We start from the raw sequence: 19,633 nt of genomic DNA, 5'->3' as shown, positions 1-19,633 counted from the left end.
GCCACCCATAAGAAAAAACAATTACCCATAAAAAAACCGGCTTGCGCCGGCTTTTCATCATTCGTTGTGCGAGATTATCGCCGGGATGGTGTCATCCTTGCGTAACGTCAGTATTTCGCAGCCGTTGTCTGTCACCACAATAGTATGCTCGTACTGCGCAGACAAGCTCCGGTCCTTGGTTTTCACCGTCCAGCCGTCTTTCATGGTGCGGATGCGGTAATCGCCAGAGTTCACCATCGGCTCGATGGTGAAGGTCATGCCTTTTTGCAGCACCACGCCGCCGTCGTCGGCATCATAGTGCAGCACCTGCGGCTCTTCATGGAACACGCGGCCGATACCGTGACCACAATATTCACGCACCACGGAGAAGCCTTCTGCTTCAGCAAATTTCTGAATCGCCGCGCCGAGAGTGCGCAGGCGAATGCCTGGTTTTACCATCTTCAGCGCCAGATAAAGGCTTTCCTGCGTGACGCGGCACAGACGCTCGCCGAGGATAGTTGGTTTACCAACGATAAACATCTTCGAAGTATCGCCGTGATATTCGTCTTTAATGACCGTAACGTCGATGTTGACGATATCGCCATCTTTCAGCAGCTTTTCGTCGTCCGGAATACCGTGGCACACCACTTCATTAATAGAGATGCAGACGGATTTCGGAAAACCGTGATAGCCGAGGCAGGCGGAAACCGCGTGCTGCTCGTTAACGATATAGTCGTTGCAAATGCGGTCCAGTTCGCCGGTGCTGACGCCGGGTTTGATAAAGGGCTCGATCATTTCCAGCACTTCAGCGGCCAGTCGGCCCGCCACGCGCATTTTTTCAATTTCTTCGGGGGTCTTAATAGAGATAGCCATGAATTCTGTCCATCAGGGCCGATTTATCGGCAATACTAGTGTAAGTGCCGTCAATGGTAACAGCCCGCCGCACCTCGTGCCAAATTGAGAATCATTAACAGCACTCAGCGCCAACATTTATTGGTTTCCACGCTCGATTTATGGTATAAAGCGCGCCGAACTTCCATTCCGTTTGCTATACACAGAAACGGTCTGGCAGCGACTAATCTCACTTTGTGTAATAACACACACGTATCGGCACATACGCCGGGGTGCCCTTCGGGGTCGGTTGTATGGGATACGTGGAGGCATAACCCCAACTTTCTATATAGAGGTTTTAAACATGGCAACTGTTTCCATGCGCGACATGCTCAAGGCTGGTGTTCACTTTGGTCACCAGACCCGTTACTGGAACCCGAAAATGAAGCCTTTCATCTTCGGCGCGCGTAACAAAGTTCACATCATCAACCTTGAGAAAACTGTACCAATGTTCAACGAAGCTCTGGCTGAACTGAACAAGATCTCTTCTCGCAAAGGTAAAATCCTTTTCGTTGGTACTAAACGTGCTGCAAGCGAAGCGGTAAAAGAAGCTGCTAACAACTGCGACCAGTTCTTCGTGAACCATCGCTGGTTGGGCGGTATGCTGACTAACTGGAAAACCGTTCGTCAGTCTATCAAACGTCTGAAAGACCTGGAAACTCAGTCTCAGGACGGCACCTTCGACAAGCTGACCAAGAAAGAAGCGCTGATGCGTACTCGTGAACTGGGCAAGCTGGAAAACAGCCTCGGCGGTATCAAAGACATGGGCGGCCTGCCGGACGCACTGTTTGTTATCGATGCTGACCACGAGCACATCGCTATCAAAGAAGCAAACAACCTGGGTATCCCGGTATTTGCTATCGTTGATACCAACTCTGATCCAGACGGCGTTGACTTCGTTATCCCTGGTAACGACGATGCAATCCGTGCAGTTAACCTGTACCTGAATGCCGTTGCTCAGACCGTTCGTGAAGGCCGTTCTCAGGATCTGGCTTCTCAGGCGGAAGAAAGCTTCGTAGAAGCTGAATAATAAGGTTTAGCCCTTATTAGTACCGAGTATGGATAGGGGCCCTCTTAGCGGCCCCTTTTTCACTTTTAGACCGTTTGGCTGAACGCCGGGCGGTCACCATTTCCCGAGGATTTTAGAATGGCTGAAATTACCGCCTCCCTGGTAAAAGAGCTGCGCGAACGTACTGGCGCAGGCATGATGGATTGCAAAAAAGCGCTGACCGAAGCGAACGGCGACATCGAGCTGGCAATCGAAAACATGCGTAAATCTGGTGCGATCAAAGCGGCTAAGAAAGCAGGCAACGTGGCTGCTGACGGCGTGATCATCACTAAGATCAACGGCAACTACGGTATCATTCTGGAAGTTAACTGCCAGACTGACTTCGTTGCTAAAGACGGCGGTTTCCAGGCTTTCGCAAACAAAGTTCTGGACGCAGCGGTTGCTGGCAAAATCACTGACGTTGAGGTTCTGAAAGCGCAGTTCGAAGAAGAGCGTGTTGCTCTGGTTGCTAAAATCGGTGAGAACATCAACATCCGTCGCGTTGCTGCACTGGAAGGCGACGTTCTGGGTAGCTACCTGCACGGTGCTCGCATCGGTGTTCTGGTTGCCGCTAAAGGCGCTGACGAAGAGCTGGTTAAGCACGTTGCAATGCACGTTGCTGCAAGCAAGCCTGAGTTCGTGAACCCAGAAGACGTGTCTGCTGACGTGGTAGATAAAGAGTACCAGGTTCAGCTGGACATCGCCATGCAGTCTGGCAAGCCAAAAGAAATCGCAGAGAAAATGGTTGAAGGCCGCATGAAGAAATTCACCGGCGAAGTTTCTCTGACCGGCCAGCCTTTCGTTATGGATCCAAGCAAAACCGTGGGTCAGTTCCTGAAAGAGCATAACGCGACCGTAACTAACTTCATCCGCTTCGAAGTGGGCGAAGGTATTGAGAAAGTTGAGACTGACTTTGCAGCAGAAGTTGCTGCGATGTCCAAGCAGTCTTAATTTTCTTAAAGGAGCCGCCTGAGGGCGGCTTCTTTTTGAGCCCCATCAAGTGAAAATCAGCCAGGCTCCTATAGGCTTGCACTGATGAGCGACATACTCTTGTCGCCAGATATAACCCTTCTCAAACGTTGACAGTCCCAGGAAAGAAATATGGCTACCAATGCAAAACCCGTCTACAAACGCATTCTGCTTAAGCTCAGTGGCGAAGCACTGCAGGGAACTGAAGGCTTCGGTATCGATGCCAGCATTCTCGATCGTATGGCGCAGGAAATTAAAGAGCTGGTCGAACTGGGGATCCAGGTCGGTGTGGTGATTGGTGGCGGTAACCTTTTCCGTGGTGCGGGTCTGGCAAAAGCGGGTATGAACCGCGTTGTGGGCGACCACATGGGCATGCTGGCGACGGTCATGAACGGCCTGGCTATGCGTGATGCACTCCACCGCGCCTATGTGAACGCCCGCCTGATGTCCGCCATTCCGCTGAATGGCGTGTGTGATAACTACAGCTGGGCCGAAGCTATCAGCCTGCTGCGCAACAACCGTGTGGTGATTCTCTCCGCCGGTACCGGTAACCCGTTCTTCACCACCGACTCCGCAGCCTGCCTGCGTGGGATCGAAATTGAAGCCGATGTGGTGCTGAAAGCCACCAAAGTTGATGGTGTATTTACCGCCGATCCGGCAAAAGATCCTTCCGCGACCATGTACGATCAGCTGACCTACGCAGAAGTGCTGGATAAAGAGCTGAAAGTGATGGATCTGGCCGCGTTCACGCTGGCTCGTGACCACAAGTTGCCGATTCGTGTCTTTAACATGAACAAAGCGGGCGCGCTGCGTCGCGTCGTCATGGGTGAGAAAGAAGGTACTTTAATTACGGAATAATTTCCGTCAGCCACAAATCAGGGTAAGATTCCGCTTTATTTTTGCGACGCTTACCGGGCGGCCCTTTGCGGCGGCAAGTTTTATACGGGCTATACTTAGCACACTCGCAAACCGTGGGCGCGCTGTATGGTCAGCCTGAGACAAGATTTCAAGGATTCGTAACGTGATTAGCGATATCAGAAAAGATGCCGAAGTACGCATGGAAAAATGCGTAGAGTCATTCAAAAACCAGATCAGCAAGATCCGTACCGGCCGTGCTTCTCCAAGCCTGCTGGACGGCATCGTAGTAGAATACTACGGTGCGGCTACTCCTCTGCGCCAGCTGGCAAGCGTGACCGTAGAAGATTCCCGTACGCTGAAAATCAACGTGTTTGACCGCTCTCTGGGCCCGGCCGTTGAGAAAGCGATCATGGCTTCCGATCTCGGCCTGAACCCAAGCTCTGCGGGTTCAGATATCCGTGTTCCGCTGCCTCCGCTGACGGAAGAACGTCGTAAAGATCTGACGAAGATCGTTCGTGGTGAAGCTGAGCAGGCTCGTGTTTCCGTGCGTAACGTACGCCGTGATGCGAACGACAAAGTGAAAGCTCTGCTGAAAGAAAAAGAGATTAGCGAAGATGATGACCGTCGTTCTCAGGACGATGTGCAGAAACTGACTGACGCTGCGATCAAGAAAGTGGACGCGGCGCTGGCAGAGAAAGAAGCAGAACTGATGCAGTTCTGATTTCTGACGTAATCTGATGAACGCCGTTCAGGAAACCTTCGGGTTTTGCTGGCGGCGTTTTGCTTTTTAGTTCCTCTCTCTTCGGGTTTTTCATGAAGCATTTAACCATTCTGGGTTCCACGGGCTCTATTGGCTGCAGCACGCTTGACGTGGTGCGTAACAATCGCGACCTTTTCAGCGTTACTGCTCTGGTGGCGGGTAAAAACGTCGAGCGTATGGTCGAGCAATGCCTGGAATTCTCTCCGCAGTATGCCGTGATGGACGATGCACAAAGCGCAGCCGCGCTGGTTGTGGCGTTACGTGAGCATGGTAGCCAAACGGAAGTGCTGAATGGACAGCAGGCCGCCTGCGATGTTGCGGCGCTGGATGATGTTGACCATGTCATGGCAGCGATTGTCGGGGCGGCCGGGCTGATGCCGACGCTTGCCGCTATCCGGGCCGGAAAAACTATCCTTCTGGCGAACAAGGAGTCGCTGGTCACCTGCGGTCGTCTGTTTATGGACGCGGTAAAAGAGAGCGGGGCGAGACTGCTGCCGGTAGATAGCGAACATAACGCGATTTTTCAGAGTTTACCGGAAACAATTCAAAATCAGCTGGGGTACGCTTCCCTGGAGCAGAACGGTGTATTGTCGATTCTGCTGACCGGGTCTGGTGGCCCGTTCCGCGAGACGCCGCTGTCCGATCTGCGTGCTATGACGCCGGATCAGGCTTGCCGCCATCCGAACTGGTCGATGGGACGTAAAATTTCCGTCGACTCCGCCACCATGATGAACAAAGGTCTGGAATACATTGAAGCGCGTTGGTTGTTTAACGCTTCGGCAAGCCAGATGGAAGTCATTATCCATCCTCAGTCCGTGATCCATTCGATGGTGCGCTACCGTGATGGTAGCGTGCTGGCGCAGCTTGGTGAGCCTGATATGCGCACGCCGATCGCGCACACCATGGCCTGGCCGAATCGCGTGGCCTCCGGCGTGAAGCCTCTGGATTTTTATGCGCTAAGCGAGCTCTCCTTTGCCGCGCCGGATTATCAGCGCTATCCGTGCCTGAAGCTGGCGATGGACGCTTTCGATCGCGGACAGGCGGCAACGACGGCGCTGAACGCCGCTAATGAAGTGAGCGTTGATGCGTTTCTGACGTCGAAGATCCGCTTCACGGATATTGCGGCCGTCAATCTGGCTGTGCTCTCCGCGCTGGATCTGCAGGAACCTGCCAGCGTTGAGGAGGTCATGAGCGTGGATGCTCACGCCAGAAGCGTTGCAAGCCAACAGGTGACGCGTCTCGCAAGCTGATGATTATCCGCCCAACGAATGCGGCTTCATTTGTTAGCGCTGGGCTTCAGTGTTATAGTCTGCGCCACTCGATAACGCCGTAACGACAAAGCGTTATCAGGTGAGCCGTGGATTTGCACGGCTTTTTTTGCGCTAAGCGTCTGTATTCCGGTACCGCTAATTCCTTTGCATGGACTAATAACGCGTTATGTTGTCTGCTAACCAACCAATCAGCGAAAATCTGCCTGCCCACGGCTGCCAGCATGTGGCCATCATTATGGACGGCAATGGTCGCTGGGCGAAAAGACAGGGAAAAATCCGCGCCTTCGGTCATAAAGCGGGGGCGAAATCAGTACGCCGGGCCGTCTCATTTGCAGCTAATAACGGGATTAAGGCGTTAACCCTTTACGCTTTCAGCAGTGAAAACTGGAACCGCCCCGAGCAGGAAGTCAGCGCGCTGATGGAGCTGTTTGTCTGGGCGCTGGATAGCGAAGTCAAAAGCCTGCACAAACATAACGTTCGCTTGCGCATCATTGGTGATACCCGCCGCTTTAACGCCCGATTACAGGAGCGTATCCGTAAGGCAGAGGCGTTGACCGGGAATAATACCGGCCTGACGCTCAACATTGCTGCGAACTACGGCGGACGCTGGGATATCATCCAGGGAGTTCAGCATCTGGCTGCACAGGTTCAGGAAGGGCAACTGCGTCCGGAAGAGATAACCGAAGATTTGCTGGGGCAGCAAATCTGTATGCATGAACTGGCTCCCGTAGATTTGGTAATTAGGACAGGGGGAGAGCATCGCATCAGTAACTTTTTGCTTTGGCAAATTGCCTACGCCGAACTTTACTTTACAGATGTTCTTTGGCCTGATTTCGATGAACAAGACTTTGAAGGTGCGCTGCATGCCTTTGCCAATCGAGAGCGTCGTTTCGGCGGCACCGAGCCTGGTGGCGACAAAGCCTGATGGGGGTAGCTCTTGCTGAAGTATCGCCTGATCTCTGCTTTCGTTTTAATACCCGTTGTAATCGCGGCGCTGTTTTTGCTGCCGCCTGTCGCCTTCGCGATTGTCACGCTGGTGGTGTGTATGCTGGCGGCGTGGGAATGGGGTCAATTAAGCGGTTTTAAAACTCGCTCTCAGCGAGTATGGCTGGCGGTGCTTTGCGGGTTAATACTTGCCGCGATGCTCTTTTGGCTACCGGAATATCATCATAACGTCCATCAGCCGTTGGTTGAAGGAGCCCTTTGGGCGTCAATGGGATGGTGGGTTGCGGCCTTGCTGCTGGTGCTATTTTATCCGGGTTCCGCTGCGATTTGGCGAAACTCTAAAGCGTTACGTTTGCTGTTCGGTCTGCTAACGATTATCCCTTTTTTCTGGGGAATGCTGGCGCTGCGTGCCTGGCATTATGATGAGAATCACTACAGCGGAGCCGTCTGGTTGCTGTACATCATGATTCTGGTTTGGGGCGCTGATTCCGGCGCTTACATGTTTGGCAAGCTGTTTGGTAAGCATAAACTGGCCCCTAAAGTCTCCCCAGGTAAAACCTGGCAAGGCTTTATTGGTGGCCTGTTTACCGCGGCTGTCATTTCCTGGGTTTACGGCCTGTGTGTGGATCTGGACGTTGCACCAGTCACGCTGCTGACATGTTCACTGGTCGCGGCGCTGGCTTCAGTGCTGGGTGATTTGACCGAAAGTATGTTCAAACGTGAAGCCGGTATCAAAGACAGCGGGAACTTGATTCCAGGACATGGCGGTATTCTTGACCGAATCGACAGCCTTACGGCGGCGGTGCCGGTCTTTGCTTGCCTGCTACTTTTAGTCTTCAGGACGATTTGACGGAAGGGTTTATGCTGAGCATTCTCTGGAATCTGGCGGCATTCATTGTTGCACTGGGTGTGCTGATCACCGTGCATGAATTTGGTCATTTCTGGGTTGCTCGTCGCTGCGGCGTACGCGTGGAGCGTTTTTCCATTGGTTTTGGGAAAGCGCTCTGGCGCCGCGTTGACCGTCAGGGAACCGAATACGTTATCGCCCTTATTCCTCTGGGCGGCTACGTCAAAATGCTGGATGAACGCGTTGAGCCGGTTGCGCCGGAAATGCGTCATTCTGCGTTTAACAACAAAACCGTCGGCCAGCGGGCCGCCATCATTGCAGCCGGTCCGGTTGCGAATTTTCTGTTTGCTATCTTCGCCTACTGGCTGGTGTTTATCATCGGCGTTCCCGGCGTGCGCCCGGTTATTGGTGAAATAACGCCCAATTCGATTGCTGCGGAAGCACAAATTGCGCCTGGTACGGAACTTAAAGCCGTAGATGGTATCGAAACGCCTGATTGGGATGCAGTCCGTCTGGCGCTGGTGACCAAAATCGGCGACGAGCAAACCACGCTGACCGTTGCCCCTTTCGGAACGCAGCAGCGCCAGGATAAAATCCTTAATCTGCGTCACTGGGCTTTTGAGCCTGACAAGGAGGATCCCGTTACGTCACTGGGGATTCGACCGCGTGGGGCGCAGATTGAACCTGTGTTGGCTGAAGTGCAAAACGACTCCGCCGCGCGAAAAGCAGGTTTGCAAGCGGGCGACAGGATCGTTAAAGTCGATGGTCAGCCACTGGCACAGTGGATGACATTTGTCACTCTGGTGCGCGACAATCCCGGGAAGCCTCTGGCGCTCGAGGTTGATCGACAGGGCAGCGCTCTGTCCGTTACGCTGACGCCGGACACAAAGCCCGGTAATAAAGGGAAAGCTGAAGGGTTTGCAGGGGTTGTACCAAAAATTATCCCGCTGCCCGATGAGTATAAAACAGTGCGCCAGTACGGGCCGTTTGCCGCCATCATCCAGGCCACGGATAAAACCTGGCAGTTGATGAAGTTAACGGTTCAGATGCTGGGGAAATTGATCACCGGTGACGTAAAACTGAACAACCTCAGTGGGCCAATTTCGATTGCTCAGGGGGCTGGGATGTCAGCGGAGTTTGGGTTGATTTACTATTTGATGTTCCTTGCGCTCATCAGTGTGAATCTGGGCATTATCAACCTGTTCCCGCTTCCCGTGTTAGACGGGGGTCATCTGCTCTTCCTGGCGATTGAAAAGCTGAAGGGCGGGCCGGTATCCGAGCGAGTTCAAGACTTTAGTTATCGCATTGGCTCAATACTGCTGGTGCTGTTAATGGGGCTTGCACTTTTCAATGATTTCTCTCGGCTATAAGCGAGAGTGTTAGGAAGAACGCATAATAACGATGGCGATGAAAAAGTTGCTCATAGCGTCGCTGCTTTTCGGCAGCGCGACCGTATACGGTGCTGACGGATTCGTAGTGAAGGATATTCATTTCGAAGGCTTGCAGCGAGTCGCCGTTGGTGCGGCCCTCCTCAGCATGCCCGTTCGTCCCGGCGATACGGTGACTGATGAAGACATCAGTAACACCATCCGTGCGCTGTTTGCCACAGGCAACTTCGAGGATGTGCGTGTTCTGCGTGACGGCGATACGTTGCTGGTGCAGGTCAAAGAGCGCCCAACGATTGCCAGCATCACTTTCTCCGGCAATAAGTCGGTGAAAGATGACATGCTGAAGCAGAACCTCGAAGCCTCTGGCGTCCGCGTAGGTGAATCTCTCGACCGTACTACGCTCGGGGATATCGAAAAAGGCCTGGAAGATTTCTACTATAGCGTCGGTAAGTACAGCGCGAGCGTTAAGGCCGTTGTTACGCCGCTGCCGCGTAACCGCGTTGACCTCAAGCTGGTCTTCCAGGAAGGTGTTTCAGCCAAAATTCAGCAGATCAACATCGTCGGTAACCATGCGTTCAGCACCGATGAACTGATTTCCACCTTCCAGCTGCGCGATGAAGTGCCGTGGTGGAACGTGGTCGGCGATCGTAAATATCAGAAGCAGAAGCTGGCGGGTGACCTTGAAACCCTGCGCAGCTACTATCTGGATCGCGGCTACGCACGCTTCAACATCGACTCCACTCAGGTCAGCCTGACGCCGGACAAGAAAGGGATCTACATCACCATTAACATCACCGAAGGCGATCAGTACAAGCTGTCGGGCGTTGAGGTGAACGGTAACCTGGCGGGGCACTCTGCGGAGATCGAAAGCCTGACCAAAGTAGAGCCAGGTGAGCTCTATAACGGCGCCAAAGTGACCAAAATGGAAGATAACATCAAGAAACTTCTTGGTCGCTACGGCTACGCCTACCCACGCGTACAGTCTCAGCCAGAAATCAACGATGCGGATAAAACCGTTAAGCTGCACGTCAGCGTTGATGCTGGTAACCGCTACTATGTACGTAAAATTCGCTTTGAAGGCAACGACACTTCTAAAGATGCCGTTCTGCGTCGCGAAATGCGTCAGATGGAAGGCGCGTGGCTTGGCAGCGATTTGGTCGATTCCGGTAAGGATCGCCTGAACCGTCTGGGCTACTTCGAAACCGTGGATGTTGACACTCAGCGCGTGCCGGGCAGCCCGGATCAGGTTGATGTGGTTTACAAGGTGAAAGAACGTAACACCGGTAGCTTCAACTTCGGTGTGGGCTACGGTACGGAAAGCGGCGTCAGCTTCCAGGTCGGCGTTCAGCAGGATAACTGGCTGGGTACAGGCTACTCGGTTGGCATTAACGGCACCAAAAACGACTATCAGACCTATTCCGAGTTTTCTGTGACCAACCCGTACTTTACGGTGGATGGAGTGAGCCTCGGCGGGCGTATCTTCTACAATGACTTTAAAGCGGATGATGCGGACCTTTCCTCGTACACCAACAAGAGCTACGGCCTTGATGGTACGCTGGGCTTCCCAATCAACGAGTACAACACGCTGCGCGCGGGCTTAGGTTATGTGCATAACGACCTGTCCAACATGCAGCCGCAGGTGGCGATGAACCGTTATCTGGATTCGATTGGTCAGGATGCCAGCACCACGAAGAACGATAACGATTTCTCGGCAGATGACTTCACGTTCAACTATGGGTGGACATATAACCACCTTGACCGTGGCTTCTTCCCGACGGACGGTTCTCGCGTCAACCTGAACGGTAAAGTGACAATCCCAGGTTCCGATAACGAATTCTATAAAGTCACTCTCGATACGGCGTCCTACTTCCCGATCGATGACGATCACAAGTGGGTCCTGTTGGGACGTACTCGTTGGGGCTATGGCGATGGCTTAGGCGGTAAAGAGCTGCCGTTCTATGAGAACTTCTATGCTGGTGGTTCAAGCACCGTGCGTGGTTTCCAGTCGAACAACATCGGTCCGAAAGCCGTTTATTACGGCCCGAACCAGGATAACTGCGGCACCACCTCAACTGGCGTATGTCGATCCGACGATGCAGTCGGGGGTAACGCCATGGCCGTCGCCAGCGCCGAGCTGATCGTGCCAACGCCGTTTATCAGTGATAAATACGCTAACTCAGTCCGTACCTCCGTCTTCTGGGATGCCGGTACCGTCTGGGATACTAACTGGGAAAACACCGCGCAGATGCAGGCCGCAGGGGTGCCGGATTACGGCGACCCGGGCAATATCCGTATGTCCGCCGGTATCGCATTACAATGGATGTCTCCATTGGGGCCGTTGGTCTTCTCCTACGCCCAGCCGTTTAAAAAGTACGAGGGAGACAAAGCAGAACAATTCCAGTTTAACATTGGTAAAACCTGGTAATTGCTTTGTGCAAAGGAATGCTAGTGCAGTGTAGCGATGACATCTGACGATCACTCGCGTGGTTGTATGACTTCGCAAAGAACGGTGCCTTCGGGCACTCATGGGATGGTAAGGAGTTTTATTGTGAAAAAGTGGTTAGTAGCTGCAGGTCTGGGTTTAGCAATGGCCGCGTCTGCACAAGCAGCAGACACAATTGCAATTGTTAACATGGGTAGCCTGTTCCAGCAGGTTGCACAGAAAACCGGTGTTTCTGCGAAGCTGGAAAGTGAGTTTAAAGGCCGCGCAAGCGATCTGCAGAGCCAGGAATCCGATCTCCAGGCCAAAATGCAGCGTCTGCAGCGTGATGGATCTACCATGAAAGCGAGCGAACGCAGCAAAATGGAGAAAGACATCATGGCTCAGCGTCAGACTTTCTCTCAGAAAGCCCAGCAGTTTGAGCAGGATCGTGCGCGTCGTTCTAACGAAGAGCGCGGTAAGCTGGTGACTCGTATCCAGGCTGCAGTGAAGAGCGTAGCGGCTGACCAGAAAATCGATCTGGTTGTTGACGCAAATACCGTTGCTTACAACAGCAGTGACGTGAAAGACATCACCGCTGATGTGCTGAAACAGGTTAAATAAGTAATGCCTTCAATTCGACTGGCTGACTTAGCGCAGCAGTTGGATGCAGAATTACACGGTGATGGCGATATCGTCATCACCGCTGTTGCGTCCATGCAATCCGCTAATGCAGGCCATATCACGTTCATGGTGAATCCTAAATACCGTGAACACCTGGCCGCATGCCAGGCTTCTGCTGTCGTGATGACGGCAGACGATTTGCCTTTTGCCAAAAGCGCGGCGCTGGTAGTGAAAAATCCCTACCTGACTTACGCCCGTATGGCGCAAATTCTTGACTCCACGCCGCAGCCGGCGCAGGACATCGCGCCCAGCGCGGTGGTTGATGCGACGGCAAAGCTTGGACAAAACGTCTCAATTGGCGCAAATGCAGTTATCGAATCCGGGGTCGTGCTCGGTGATAACGTTCGCATTGGCGCGGGCTGTTTCGTCGGTAAGAACACCAAAATTGGTGCCGGTTCACGCCTGTGGGCGAACGTATCGGTTTATCACGAAATTGAGATCGGTGAGCAGTGCCTGATCCAGTCCAGTACCGTTATTGGATCGGATGGCTTTGGCTATGCTAACGATCGCGGCAACTGGGTGAAGATCCCTCAGCTGGGTCGCGTTATCATCGGCGATCGCGTAGAGATCGGTGCCTGTACCACCATCGATCGTGGCGCGCTGGATGACACCGTCATCGGTAACGGCGTGATCATTGATAACCAGTGCCAGATTGCGCACAACGTGGTCATCGGTGACAATACTGCCGTTGCGGGCGGGGTTATCATGGCAGGCAGCCTGAAAATTGGCCGCTACTGCATGATTGGTGGCGCAAGCGTCATCAACGGCCACATGGAGATCTGCGACAAAGTGACGGTGACCGGGATGGGTATGGTAATGCGTCCGATCACTGAGCCTGGCGTATACTCCTCCGGCATTCCGCTGCAGCCTAACAAGGCATGGCGCAAAACCGCCGCGCTGGTGATGAACATTGATGACATGAGCAAGCGCCTTAAAGCACTTGAGCGTAAAAACAGTCAGCAAGACTAACGTTACATCATAGGCGCCATCTTCCCGGCCTGTCTGATTTTTTAGAATCCGGCAGGCCGTGTTATTATTGCACTTTAAGTATTTTTAGACAGGAAGAGTATTTTGACTACTGACACTCATACTCTGCACATTGAAGAGATTCTGGAACTTCTGCCGCACCGTTACCCGTTCTTGCTGGTCGATCGCGTGCTGGATTTTGAAGAAGGTCGTTTTCTTCGCGCAGTTAAAAATGTCTCCGTAAATGAGCCGTTTTTCCAGGGACATTTCCCGGGTAAACCGATTTTCCCAGGCGTACTGATTCTGGAAGCCATGGCTCAGGCCACCGGTATTCTGGCATTCAAGAGCGTCGGTAAACTTGAGCCGGGTGAACTCTACTACTTTGCAGGCATTGATGAAGCGCGCTTTAAGCGTCCTGTCGTGCCAGGCGATCAGATGATCATGGAAGTGACTTTCGAGAAAACCCGTCGTGGCCTGACTCGCTTCAAAGGCGTGGCATCGGTTGACGGGAAAGTGGTTTGCGAAGCAACGATGATGTGTGCGCGTAGCCGGGAGGCCTGATACGTGATTGATAAAACTGCCTTTATCCATCCAACCTCCATTGTGGAAGAGGGCGCCGTTATCGGTGCCAACGCTCACATTGGTCCGTTTTGTATTGTGGGTCCGAACGTCACCATTGGCGAAGGGACCGTACTGAAGTCTCATGTGGTGGTAAATGGTCACACGACCATTGGTCGCGACAATGAAATTTATCAGTTCGCTTCCATCGGGGAAGTTAACCAGGATCTGAAATACGCTGGCGAACCAACCCGTGTGGAGATTGGCGATCGCAACCGCATTCGCGAAAGCGTCACCATTCATCGTGGCACAACACAGGGCGGTGGATTGACGAAGGTAGGCAGCGATAACCTGCTGATGATCAACGCGCACGTCGCGCATGATTGCACAGTGGGCAACCGCTGCATCCTCGCGAACAACGCAACGCTCGCGGGTCACGTGTCTCTGGACGATTTTGTGATTGTCGGCGGCATGACGGCTGTCCATCAGTTCTGCATCATTGGTGCACACGTGATGGTTGGCGGCTGCTCCGGCGTCGCACAGGACGTTCCGCCTTACGTTATCGCGCAGGGCAACCACGCCACGCCTTTCGGTGTCAACATCGAAGGCCTGAAGCGCCGTGGTTTCAGCAGAGAAGCAATCATTGCCATTCGCAATGCGTACAAACTGCTTTACCGCAGCGGTAAAACGCTGGAAGAAGCCAAACCGGAAATCGCCGACCTTGCAGAGCAGCATCCTGAAGTGAAAGCCTTCTCTGACTTCTTCGAACGCTCTACGCGTGGTCTGATTCGTTAATGGCTGAACGTCCGTTAACTATTGCCCTGGTCGCCGGAGAAACCTCCGGCGATATTCTTGGTGCAGGTCTGATTCGTGCCCTGAAAGCGCGGGTTCCGAACGCCCGATTCGTCGGCGTAGCCGGACCGCTGATGCAGGCTGAAGGCTGTGAAGCCTGGTACGAAATGGAAGAGCTGGCGGTGATGGGGATTGTCGAAGTCCTCGGTCGTCTGCGCCGTTTGCTGCATATCCGTGCCGATCTGACCCGTCGCTTTACCGAACTCAAGCCCGATGTGTTCGTCGGTATTGATGCCCCGGATTTCAACATTACCCTCGAAGGGAACCTGAAGAAGCAGGGAATCAAAACCATCCATTATGTCAGCCCGTCCGTCTGGGCATGGCGACAAAAACGTGTTTTCAAAATCGGCAGAGCCACCGATCTGGTGCTCGCGTTTCTGCCTTTCGAAAAAGCGTTTTACGACCGTTTCAACGTGCCCTGCCGCTTTATCGGACACACGATGGCAGATGCGATGCCGCTCGATCCTGATAAAAATGCCGCACGTGATACGCTCGGCATTGCCCATGACGTGCATTGTCTGGCGTTACTGCCGGGCAGCCGGGGCGCGGAAGTGGAAATGCTTAGCGCAGATTTCCTGAAAACGGCGCAGCTTCTGCGCAATCACTACCCCGATCTGGAAGTTGTGGTGCCGCTGGTTAACGCCAAACGCCGTGAGCAGTTTGAGCGCATCAAAGCGGAGATCGCACCCGATCTCAACGTGCATATGCTGAACGGTATGGGTCGTGAGGCGATGATCGCCAGCGACGCTGCGCTGCTGGCATCCGGCACGGCGGCGCTCGAATGCATGCTGGCGAAGTGCCCGATGGTCGTGGGCTATCGCATGAAGCCGTTTACCTTCTGGCTGGCGAAACGTCTGGTGAAAACCGATTACGTCTCGCTGCCTAATCTGCTGGCGGGCCGGGAACTGGTGAAAGAACTTTTGCAGGATGAGTGTCAGCCGGAAAGCCTCGCTGAGGCACTGCTTCCGCTGCTCGCGGATGGTAAAACCAGCCACGCTATGCACGATACCTTCCGCGAATTGCACCAGCAAATTCGCTGTAATGCCGATGAGCAGGCAGCAGAAGCGGTGCTGGAGCTGGCGCAATGACCGACGTATTTGTTTATCCGCACACTTACCTGGTGGCGGGTGTCGACGAAGTAGGCCGCGGTCCTTTAGTGGGCGCGGTTGTCACCGCGGCGGTGATCCTCGATCCGGCAAGGCCGATCGTCGGCCTCAACGACTCTAAAAAGCTAAGCGAAAAGCGCCGCCTGGCGCTGTTCGGTGAAATCAAAGAGAAGGCGCTGAGCTGGAGCCTTGGCCGTGCCGAGCCGCATGAAATTGACGAGCTCAACATTCTGCACGCCACAATGCTGGCGATGCAGCGCGCCGTGGCTGGCCTGCATATTCCGCCGGAATATGTGCTGATCGATGGTAATCGCTGCCCGGCGTTGCCGGTGCCGTCGATGGCCGTAGTCAAAGGCGACAGTCGCGTGGCAGAAATTAGCGCGGCTTCCATTCTGGCGAAAGTGTCCCGCGATGCGGAGATGGCGGCGCTGGACCAGACTTTCCCTGAGTATGGCTTTGCCCGGCACAAAGGGTATCCAACGGCTTTTCATCTGGAAAAGCTGGCTCTGCATGGCGCCACCGAACACCACCGGCGCAGTTTCGGGCCTGTCAAACGCGCACTGGGCATTGCCTGATTAAGTTAAGCGGGAACTGAAGATGGCTGAACCACGTTTCGTGCACCTGCGGGTGCATAGCGACTACTCCATGATTGACGGGCTGGCGAAAACCGGGCCGCTGGTGAAAAAGGCGGCCGCGCTCGGCATGCCGGCGCTGGCGATCACCGATTTCACCAACCTTTGCGGTCTGGTGAAGTTCTACGGTGCGGGGCATGGTGCGGGCCTGAAGCCGATTATCGGGGCCGATTTCCACGTTCAGAGCGATCTGTTTGCCGAGGAGCTGACTCAGCTGACGGTGCTTGCCGCCAACAACGAAGGCTATCAGAATCTTACGCTGCTGATTTCACGGGCATATCAGCGTGGTTATGGCGCTCAGGGGCCGTATATCGACCGTGAGTGGCTGGTTGAGCAGAAAGAAGGTCTGATTTTACTTTCCGGCGCGCGCATGGGCGACGTCGGGAAAGCGCTGCTGCGCGGAAACACCGCGCTGGTTGAGCAGTGTGTGGCATTCTACAAAGAGCATTTTCCGGATCGTTATTTCCTCGAATTAATCCGCACGGGCCGGGCCGATGAAGAAAACTATCTTCATGCCGCCGTGAAGCTTGCTGAAGATCGCGGGCTGCCGGTTGTCGCGACCAACGACGTGCGCTTTATTGACGCGGGTGACTTCGATGCCCACGAAATTCGCGTCGCCATCCATGATGGTTTTACCCTCGACGATCCCAAGCGTCCGCGCAATTACTCTTCGCAGCAGTACATGCGCACCGAAGACGAAATGTGCGAACTGTTCTCGGATATTCCGGAAGCGCTGGCCAATACCGTTGAGATTGCCAAACGCTGTAATGTGACCGTGCGCCTTGGCGAATACTTCCTGCCACAGTTCCCGACCGGCGACATGACCACCGAAGATTTCCTCGTCGTGAAATCGAAGGAAGGGCTGGAAGAACGTCTTGAGTTCTTATTCCCGGATCCGGCTGTTCGCGCGGAGAAGCGCCCGGAATATGACGAACGTCTGGATATCGAACTTCAGGTTATTAACCAGATGGGGTTCCCGGGCTACTTCCTGATCGTAATGGAATTTATCCAGTGGTCGAAGGATAACGGCGTGCCGGTAGGGCCGGGCCGTGGTTCCGGTGCGGGCTCTCTGGTGGCCTATGCGCTGAAGATTACCGACCTCGATCCGCTTGAATTTGATCTGCTTTTTGAACGTTTTCTTAACCCGGAACGTGTCTCGATGCCCGACTTCGACGTCGACTTCTGCATGGAGAAACGTGACCAGGTGATTGAGCACGTCGCCGATATGTACGGGCGCGATGCCGTTTCTCAGATAATTACCTTCGGTACGATGGCCGCAAAAGCGGTTATACGTGACGTAGGGCGCGTGCTTGGCCATCCTTATGGGTTTGTTGACCGCATTTCGAAGCTTGTGCCGCCCGATCCGGGCATGACGCTGGCCAAAGCCTTTGAAGCTGAACCGCAACTGCCGGAAATATATGAGGCAGATGAAGAGGTTAAAGCGCTGATCGACATGGCGCGTAAGCTTGAAGGCGTCACGCGTAACGCCGGGAAGCACGCCGGGGGCGTGGTTATCGCGCCAACCAAAATTACCGATTTTGCACCACTTTACTGCGACGAATCCGGGCATCATCCGGTTACCCAGTTCGATAAAAACGACGTTGAATATGCCGGGCTGGTGAAGTTTGACTTCCTCGGTCTGCGAACGCTGACGATCATCGACTGGGCGCTGAAGATGATCAACCCACGTCGGGCGAAGCAGGGTCTTGAGCCGATTGATATCGCCGCTATCCCGCTCGACGACAAGAAAAGCTTCGACATGCTGCAGCGCTCGGAAACGACCGCCGTGTTCCAGCTTGAATCCCGCGGCATGAAGGATCTGATTAAGCGCCTGCAGCCGGACTGCTTCGAAGATATGATCGCTCTGGTGGCGCTGTTCCGCCCGGGGCCGCTACAGTCGGGCATGGTGGATAACTTTATCGACCGTAAGCACGGCCGTGAAGAGATCTCCTACCCGGACGTGCAGTGGCAGCATGAAAGCCTGAAGCCGGTGCTGGAGCCGACCTACGGCATCATTCTGTACCAGGAACAGGTGATGCAGATTGCTCAGGTGCTCTCCGGCTATACGCTTGGCGGCGCGGACATGCTGCGTCGTGCGATGGGTAAGAAAAAGCCCGAAGAGATGGCGAAGCAGCGCGGCACCTTCGAAGAAGGGGCTATTAAGAACGGCATCGATGGCGAGCTGTCGATGAAAATCTTCGACCTGGTCGAAAAATTTGCGGGCTACGGCTTCAACAAATCCCACTCTGCGGCGTATGCGCTGGTGTCGTATCAGACGCTGTGGCTGAAGGCGCACTATCCGGCAGAGTTTATGGCTGCGGTGATGACCGCCGATATGGACAACACTGAGAAAGTCGTCGGCCTGGTGGACGAGTGCTGGCGCATGGGGCTGAAGATTCTGCCGCCGGATATTAACTCTGGCCTGTACCATTTCCACGTCAACGATGACGGGGAGATTGTCTACGGCATCGGCGCCATTAAGGGCGTTGGCGAAGGTCCGATTGAAGCTATTCTCGAAGCGCGAAACGAAGGCGGCTATTTCCGCGAGCTCTTCGACCTTTGCGCCCGCGTGGACACGAAAAAGCTGAACAAGCGCGTGCTGGAAAAGCTGATTATGTCCGGCGCGTTCGACAGGCTTGGCCCGCATCGTGCGGCGCTGGCGAACTCGTTGCCGGACGCGCTGAAGGCAGCCGATCAGCATGCAAAAGCCGAAGCCATCGGGCAGGTCGATATGTTCGGCGTGCTGGCGGAAGAGCCAGAACAGGTGGAACAATCCTACGCCAGCTGTCAGCCATGGCCGGAACAGATTGTTCTGGAAGGGGAGCGGGAAACGCTGGGTCTCTACCTGACCGGACACCCAATCACCCAATATCTGAAAGAGATTGAGCGTTACGCCGGGGGCGTAAGGCTCAAAGACATGCATCCGACCGATCGTGGTAAAGTCACCACGGCGGCGGGGCTTGTGATTGCCGCGCGGGTTATGGTCACCAAACGCGGCAATCGCATCGGCATCTGTACGCTGGATGACCGTTCCGGGCGTCTGGAGGTGATGTTATTCACCGACGCACTGGATAAATACCAGCATTTGCTGGAAAAAGACCGCATACTTATCGTCAGCGGACAGGTCAGCTTTGATGACTTCAGCGGCGGCCTTAAAATGATGGCCCGCGAAGTGATGGATATTGACGAAGCCCGTGAAAAATATGCTCGCGGGCTTGCTATCTCGCTGACGGACAGGCAAATTGATGACCAGCTTTTAAACCGTCTCCGTCAGTCTCTGGAACCCCATCGGTCGGGGACCATTCCAGTACATCTCTACTATCAGAGGGCGGATGCACGCGCACGATTGCGCTTTGGCGCGACCTGGCGTGTTTCTCCGAGCGATCGTTTACTCAACGATCTGCGTGGCCTCATTGGGTCGGAGCAGGTGGAACTGGAGTTTGACTAATACAGGAATACT

General features: G+C 54.2%; 17 protein-coding genes. 16 read left to right on the top strand and 1 reads right to left on the bottom strand.

Annotated features, from left to right (window positions below):
- Window positions 1-57: 57 nt before the first annotated feature.
- The gene (gene map, locus AB1287_RS19880) at window positions 58-852 is read right to left on the bottom strand and encodes a type I methionyl aminopeptidase (protein ID WP_312626220.1); all 795 of its coding nucleotides are present in this window, start codon (window positions 850-852) and stop codon (window positions 58-60) included.
- A 322-nt stretch (window positions 853-1,174) separates the two neighbouring features.
- Between map and rpsB the strand changes: the two genes are divergently transcribed.
- The 16 genes from rpsB (at window position 1,175) to dnaE (ending at window position 19,621) form a co-directional block, all read left to right on the top strand.
- Window positions 1,175-1,900, top strand: coding sequence for a 30S ribosomal protein S2 (rpsB, locus tag AB1287_RS19875; protein WP_097162942.1), 726 nt, complete (start codon window positions 1,175-1,177; stop codon window positions 1,898-1,900).
- 117 nt (window positions 1,901-2,017) lie between these two features.
- Complete coding sequence (tsf, locus tag AB1287_RS19870) at window positions 2,018-2,869, top strand: translation elongation factor Ts (RefSeq protein ID WP_435618854.1); 852 nt, start codon at window positions 2,018-2,020, stop codon at window positions 2,867-2,869.
- Window positions 2,870-3,019: 150 nt separating this feature from the next.
- On the top strand, window positions 3,020-3,745 hold the full coding sequence (pyrH, locus tag AB1287_RS19865; protein ID WP_312626222.1) for a UMP kinase: 726 nt from the start codon (window positions 3,020-3,022) through the stop codon (window positions 3,743-3,745).
- A 163-nt stretch (window positions 3,746-3,908) separates the two neighbouring features.
- Window positions 3,909-4,466 (top strand): ribosome recycling factor, encoded by a 558-nt coding sequence (frr, locus tag AB1287_RS19860; RefSeq protein ID WP_312626223.1) that lies wholly within the window; start codon window positions 3,909-3,911, stop codon window positions 4,464-4,466.
- Between the two features lie 92 nt (window positions 4,467-4,558).
- Window positions 4,559-5,755, top strand: a complete 1,197-nt coding sequence (ispC, locus tag AB1287_RS19855) for a 1-deoxy-D-xylulose-5-phosphate reductoisomerase (RefSeq protein WP_312626224.1) — start codon at window positions 4,559-4,561, stop codon at window positions 5,753-5,755.
- Between the two features lie 187 nt (window positions 5,756-5,942).
- Window positions 5,943-6,701, top strand: a complete 759-nt coding sequence (ispU, locus tag AB1287_RS19850; protein WP_312626225.1) for a (2E,6E)-farnesyl-diphosphate-specific ditrans,polycis-undecaprenyl-diphosphate synthase — start codon at window positions 5,943-5,945, stop codon at window positions 6,699-6,701.
- 12 nt (window positions 6,702-6,713) lie between these two features.
- On the top strand, window positions 6,714-7,571 hold the full coding sequence (gene cdsA, locus AB1287_RS19845) for a phosphatidate cytidylyltransferase (protein ID WP_435618853.1): 858 nt from the start codon (window positions 6,714-6,716) through the stop codon (window positions 7,569-7,571).
- An 11-nt stretch (window positions 7,572-7,582) separates the two neighbouring features.
- Window positions 7,583-8,938 carry a sigma E protease regulator RseP gene (gene rseP / locus AB1287_RS19840; protein WP_435618852.1) on the top strand — a complete coding sequence of 452 codons (1,356 nt, stop codon included), beginning with the start codon at window positions 7,583-7,585 and terminating at the stop codon, window positions 8,936-8,938.
- Window positions 8,939-8,969: 31 nt separating this feature from the next.
- On the top strand, window positions 8,970-11,381 hold the full coding sequence (gene bamA / locus AB1287_RS19835; protein WP_312626229.1) for an outer membrane protein assembly factor BamA: 2,412 nt from the start codon (window positions 8,970-8,972) through the stop codon (window positions 11,379-11,381).
- A gap of 123 nt (window positions 11,382-11,504) precedes the next feature.
- Window positions 11,505-11,999: a molecular chaperone Skp gene (skp, locus tag AB1287_RS19830; protein ID WP_312626231.1), complete on the top strand. Its 495-nt coding sequence runs from the start codon at window positions 11,505-11,507 to the stop codon at window positions 11,997-11,999.
- A 3-nt stretch (window positions 12,000-12,002) separates the two neighbouring features.
- Window positions 12,003-13,028, top strand: a complete 1,026-nt coding sequence (gene lpxD / locus AB1287_RS19825; RefSeq protein ID WP_435618851.1) for a UDP-3-O-(3-hydroxymyristoyl)glucosamine N-acyltransferase — start codon at window positions 12,003-12,005, stop codon at window positions 13,026-13,028.
- A 102-nt stretch (window positions 13,029-13,130) separates the two neighbouring features.
- On the top strand, window positions 13,131-13,586 hold the full coding sequence (gene fabZ / locus AB1287_RS19820; RefSeq protein WP_012016126.1) for a 3-hydroxyacyl-ACP dehydratase FabZ: 456 nt from the start codon (window positions 13,131-13,133) through the stop codon (window positions 13,584-13,586).
- Between the two features lie 3 nt (window positions 13,587-13,589).
- On the top strand, window positions 13,590-14,378 hold the full coding sequence (gene lpxA / locus AB1287_RS19815) for an acyl-ACP--UDP-N-acetylglucosamine O-acyltransferase (RefSeq protein ID WP_435618850.1): 789 nt from the start codon (window positions 13,590-13,592) through the stop codon (window positions 14,376-14,378).
- On the top strand, window positions 14,378-15,523 hold the full coding sequence (gene lpxB / locus AB1287_RS19810) for a lipid-A-disaccharide synthase (RefSeq protein WP_312626238.1): 1,146 nt from the start codon (window positions 14,378-14,380) through the stop codon (window positions 15,521-15,523). The genes lpxA and lpxB overlap by 1 nt, the downstream gene beginning before the upstream one ends.
- Window positions 15,520-16,116, top strand: coding sequence for a ribonuclease HII (gene rnhB / locus AB1287_RS19805; RefSeq protein ID WP_435618849.1), 597 nt, complete (start codon window positions 15,520-15,522; stop codon window positions 16,114-16,116). The genes lpxB and rnhB overlap by 4 nt, the downstream gene beginning before the upstream one ends.
- Window positions 16,117-16,138: 22 nt before the next feature.
- Window positions 16,139-19,621: a DNA polymerase III subunit alpha gene (gene dnaE / locus AB1287_RS19800; RefSeq protein WP_435618848.1), complete on the top strand. Its 3,483-nt coding sequence runs from the start codon at window positions 16,139-16,141 to the stop codon at window positions 19,619-19,621.
- The last annotated feature ends 12 nt before the right edge of the window (window positions 19,622-19,633 follow it).

Origin of the sequence: Scandinavium sp. UTDF21-P1B, assembly GCF_040750395.1 — a bacterium.
Taxonomy (GTDB): Bacteria; Pseudomonadota; Gammaproteobacteria; order Enterobacterales; family Enterobacteriaceae; genus Scandinavium.
The sequence above is the reverse complement of the archived record's forward strand: the minus strand, read 5'-3'. Positions and strand labels throughout refer to the sequence as shown.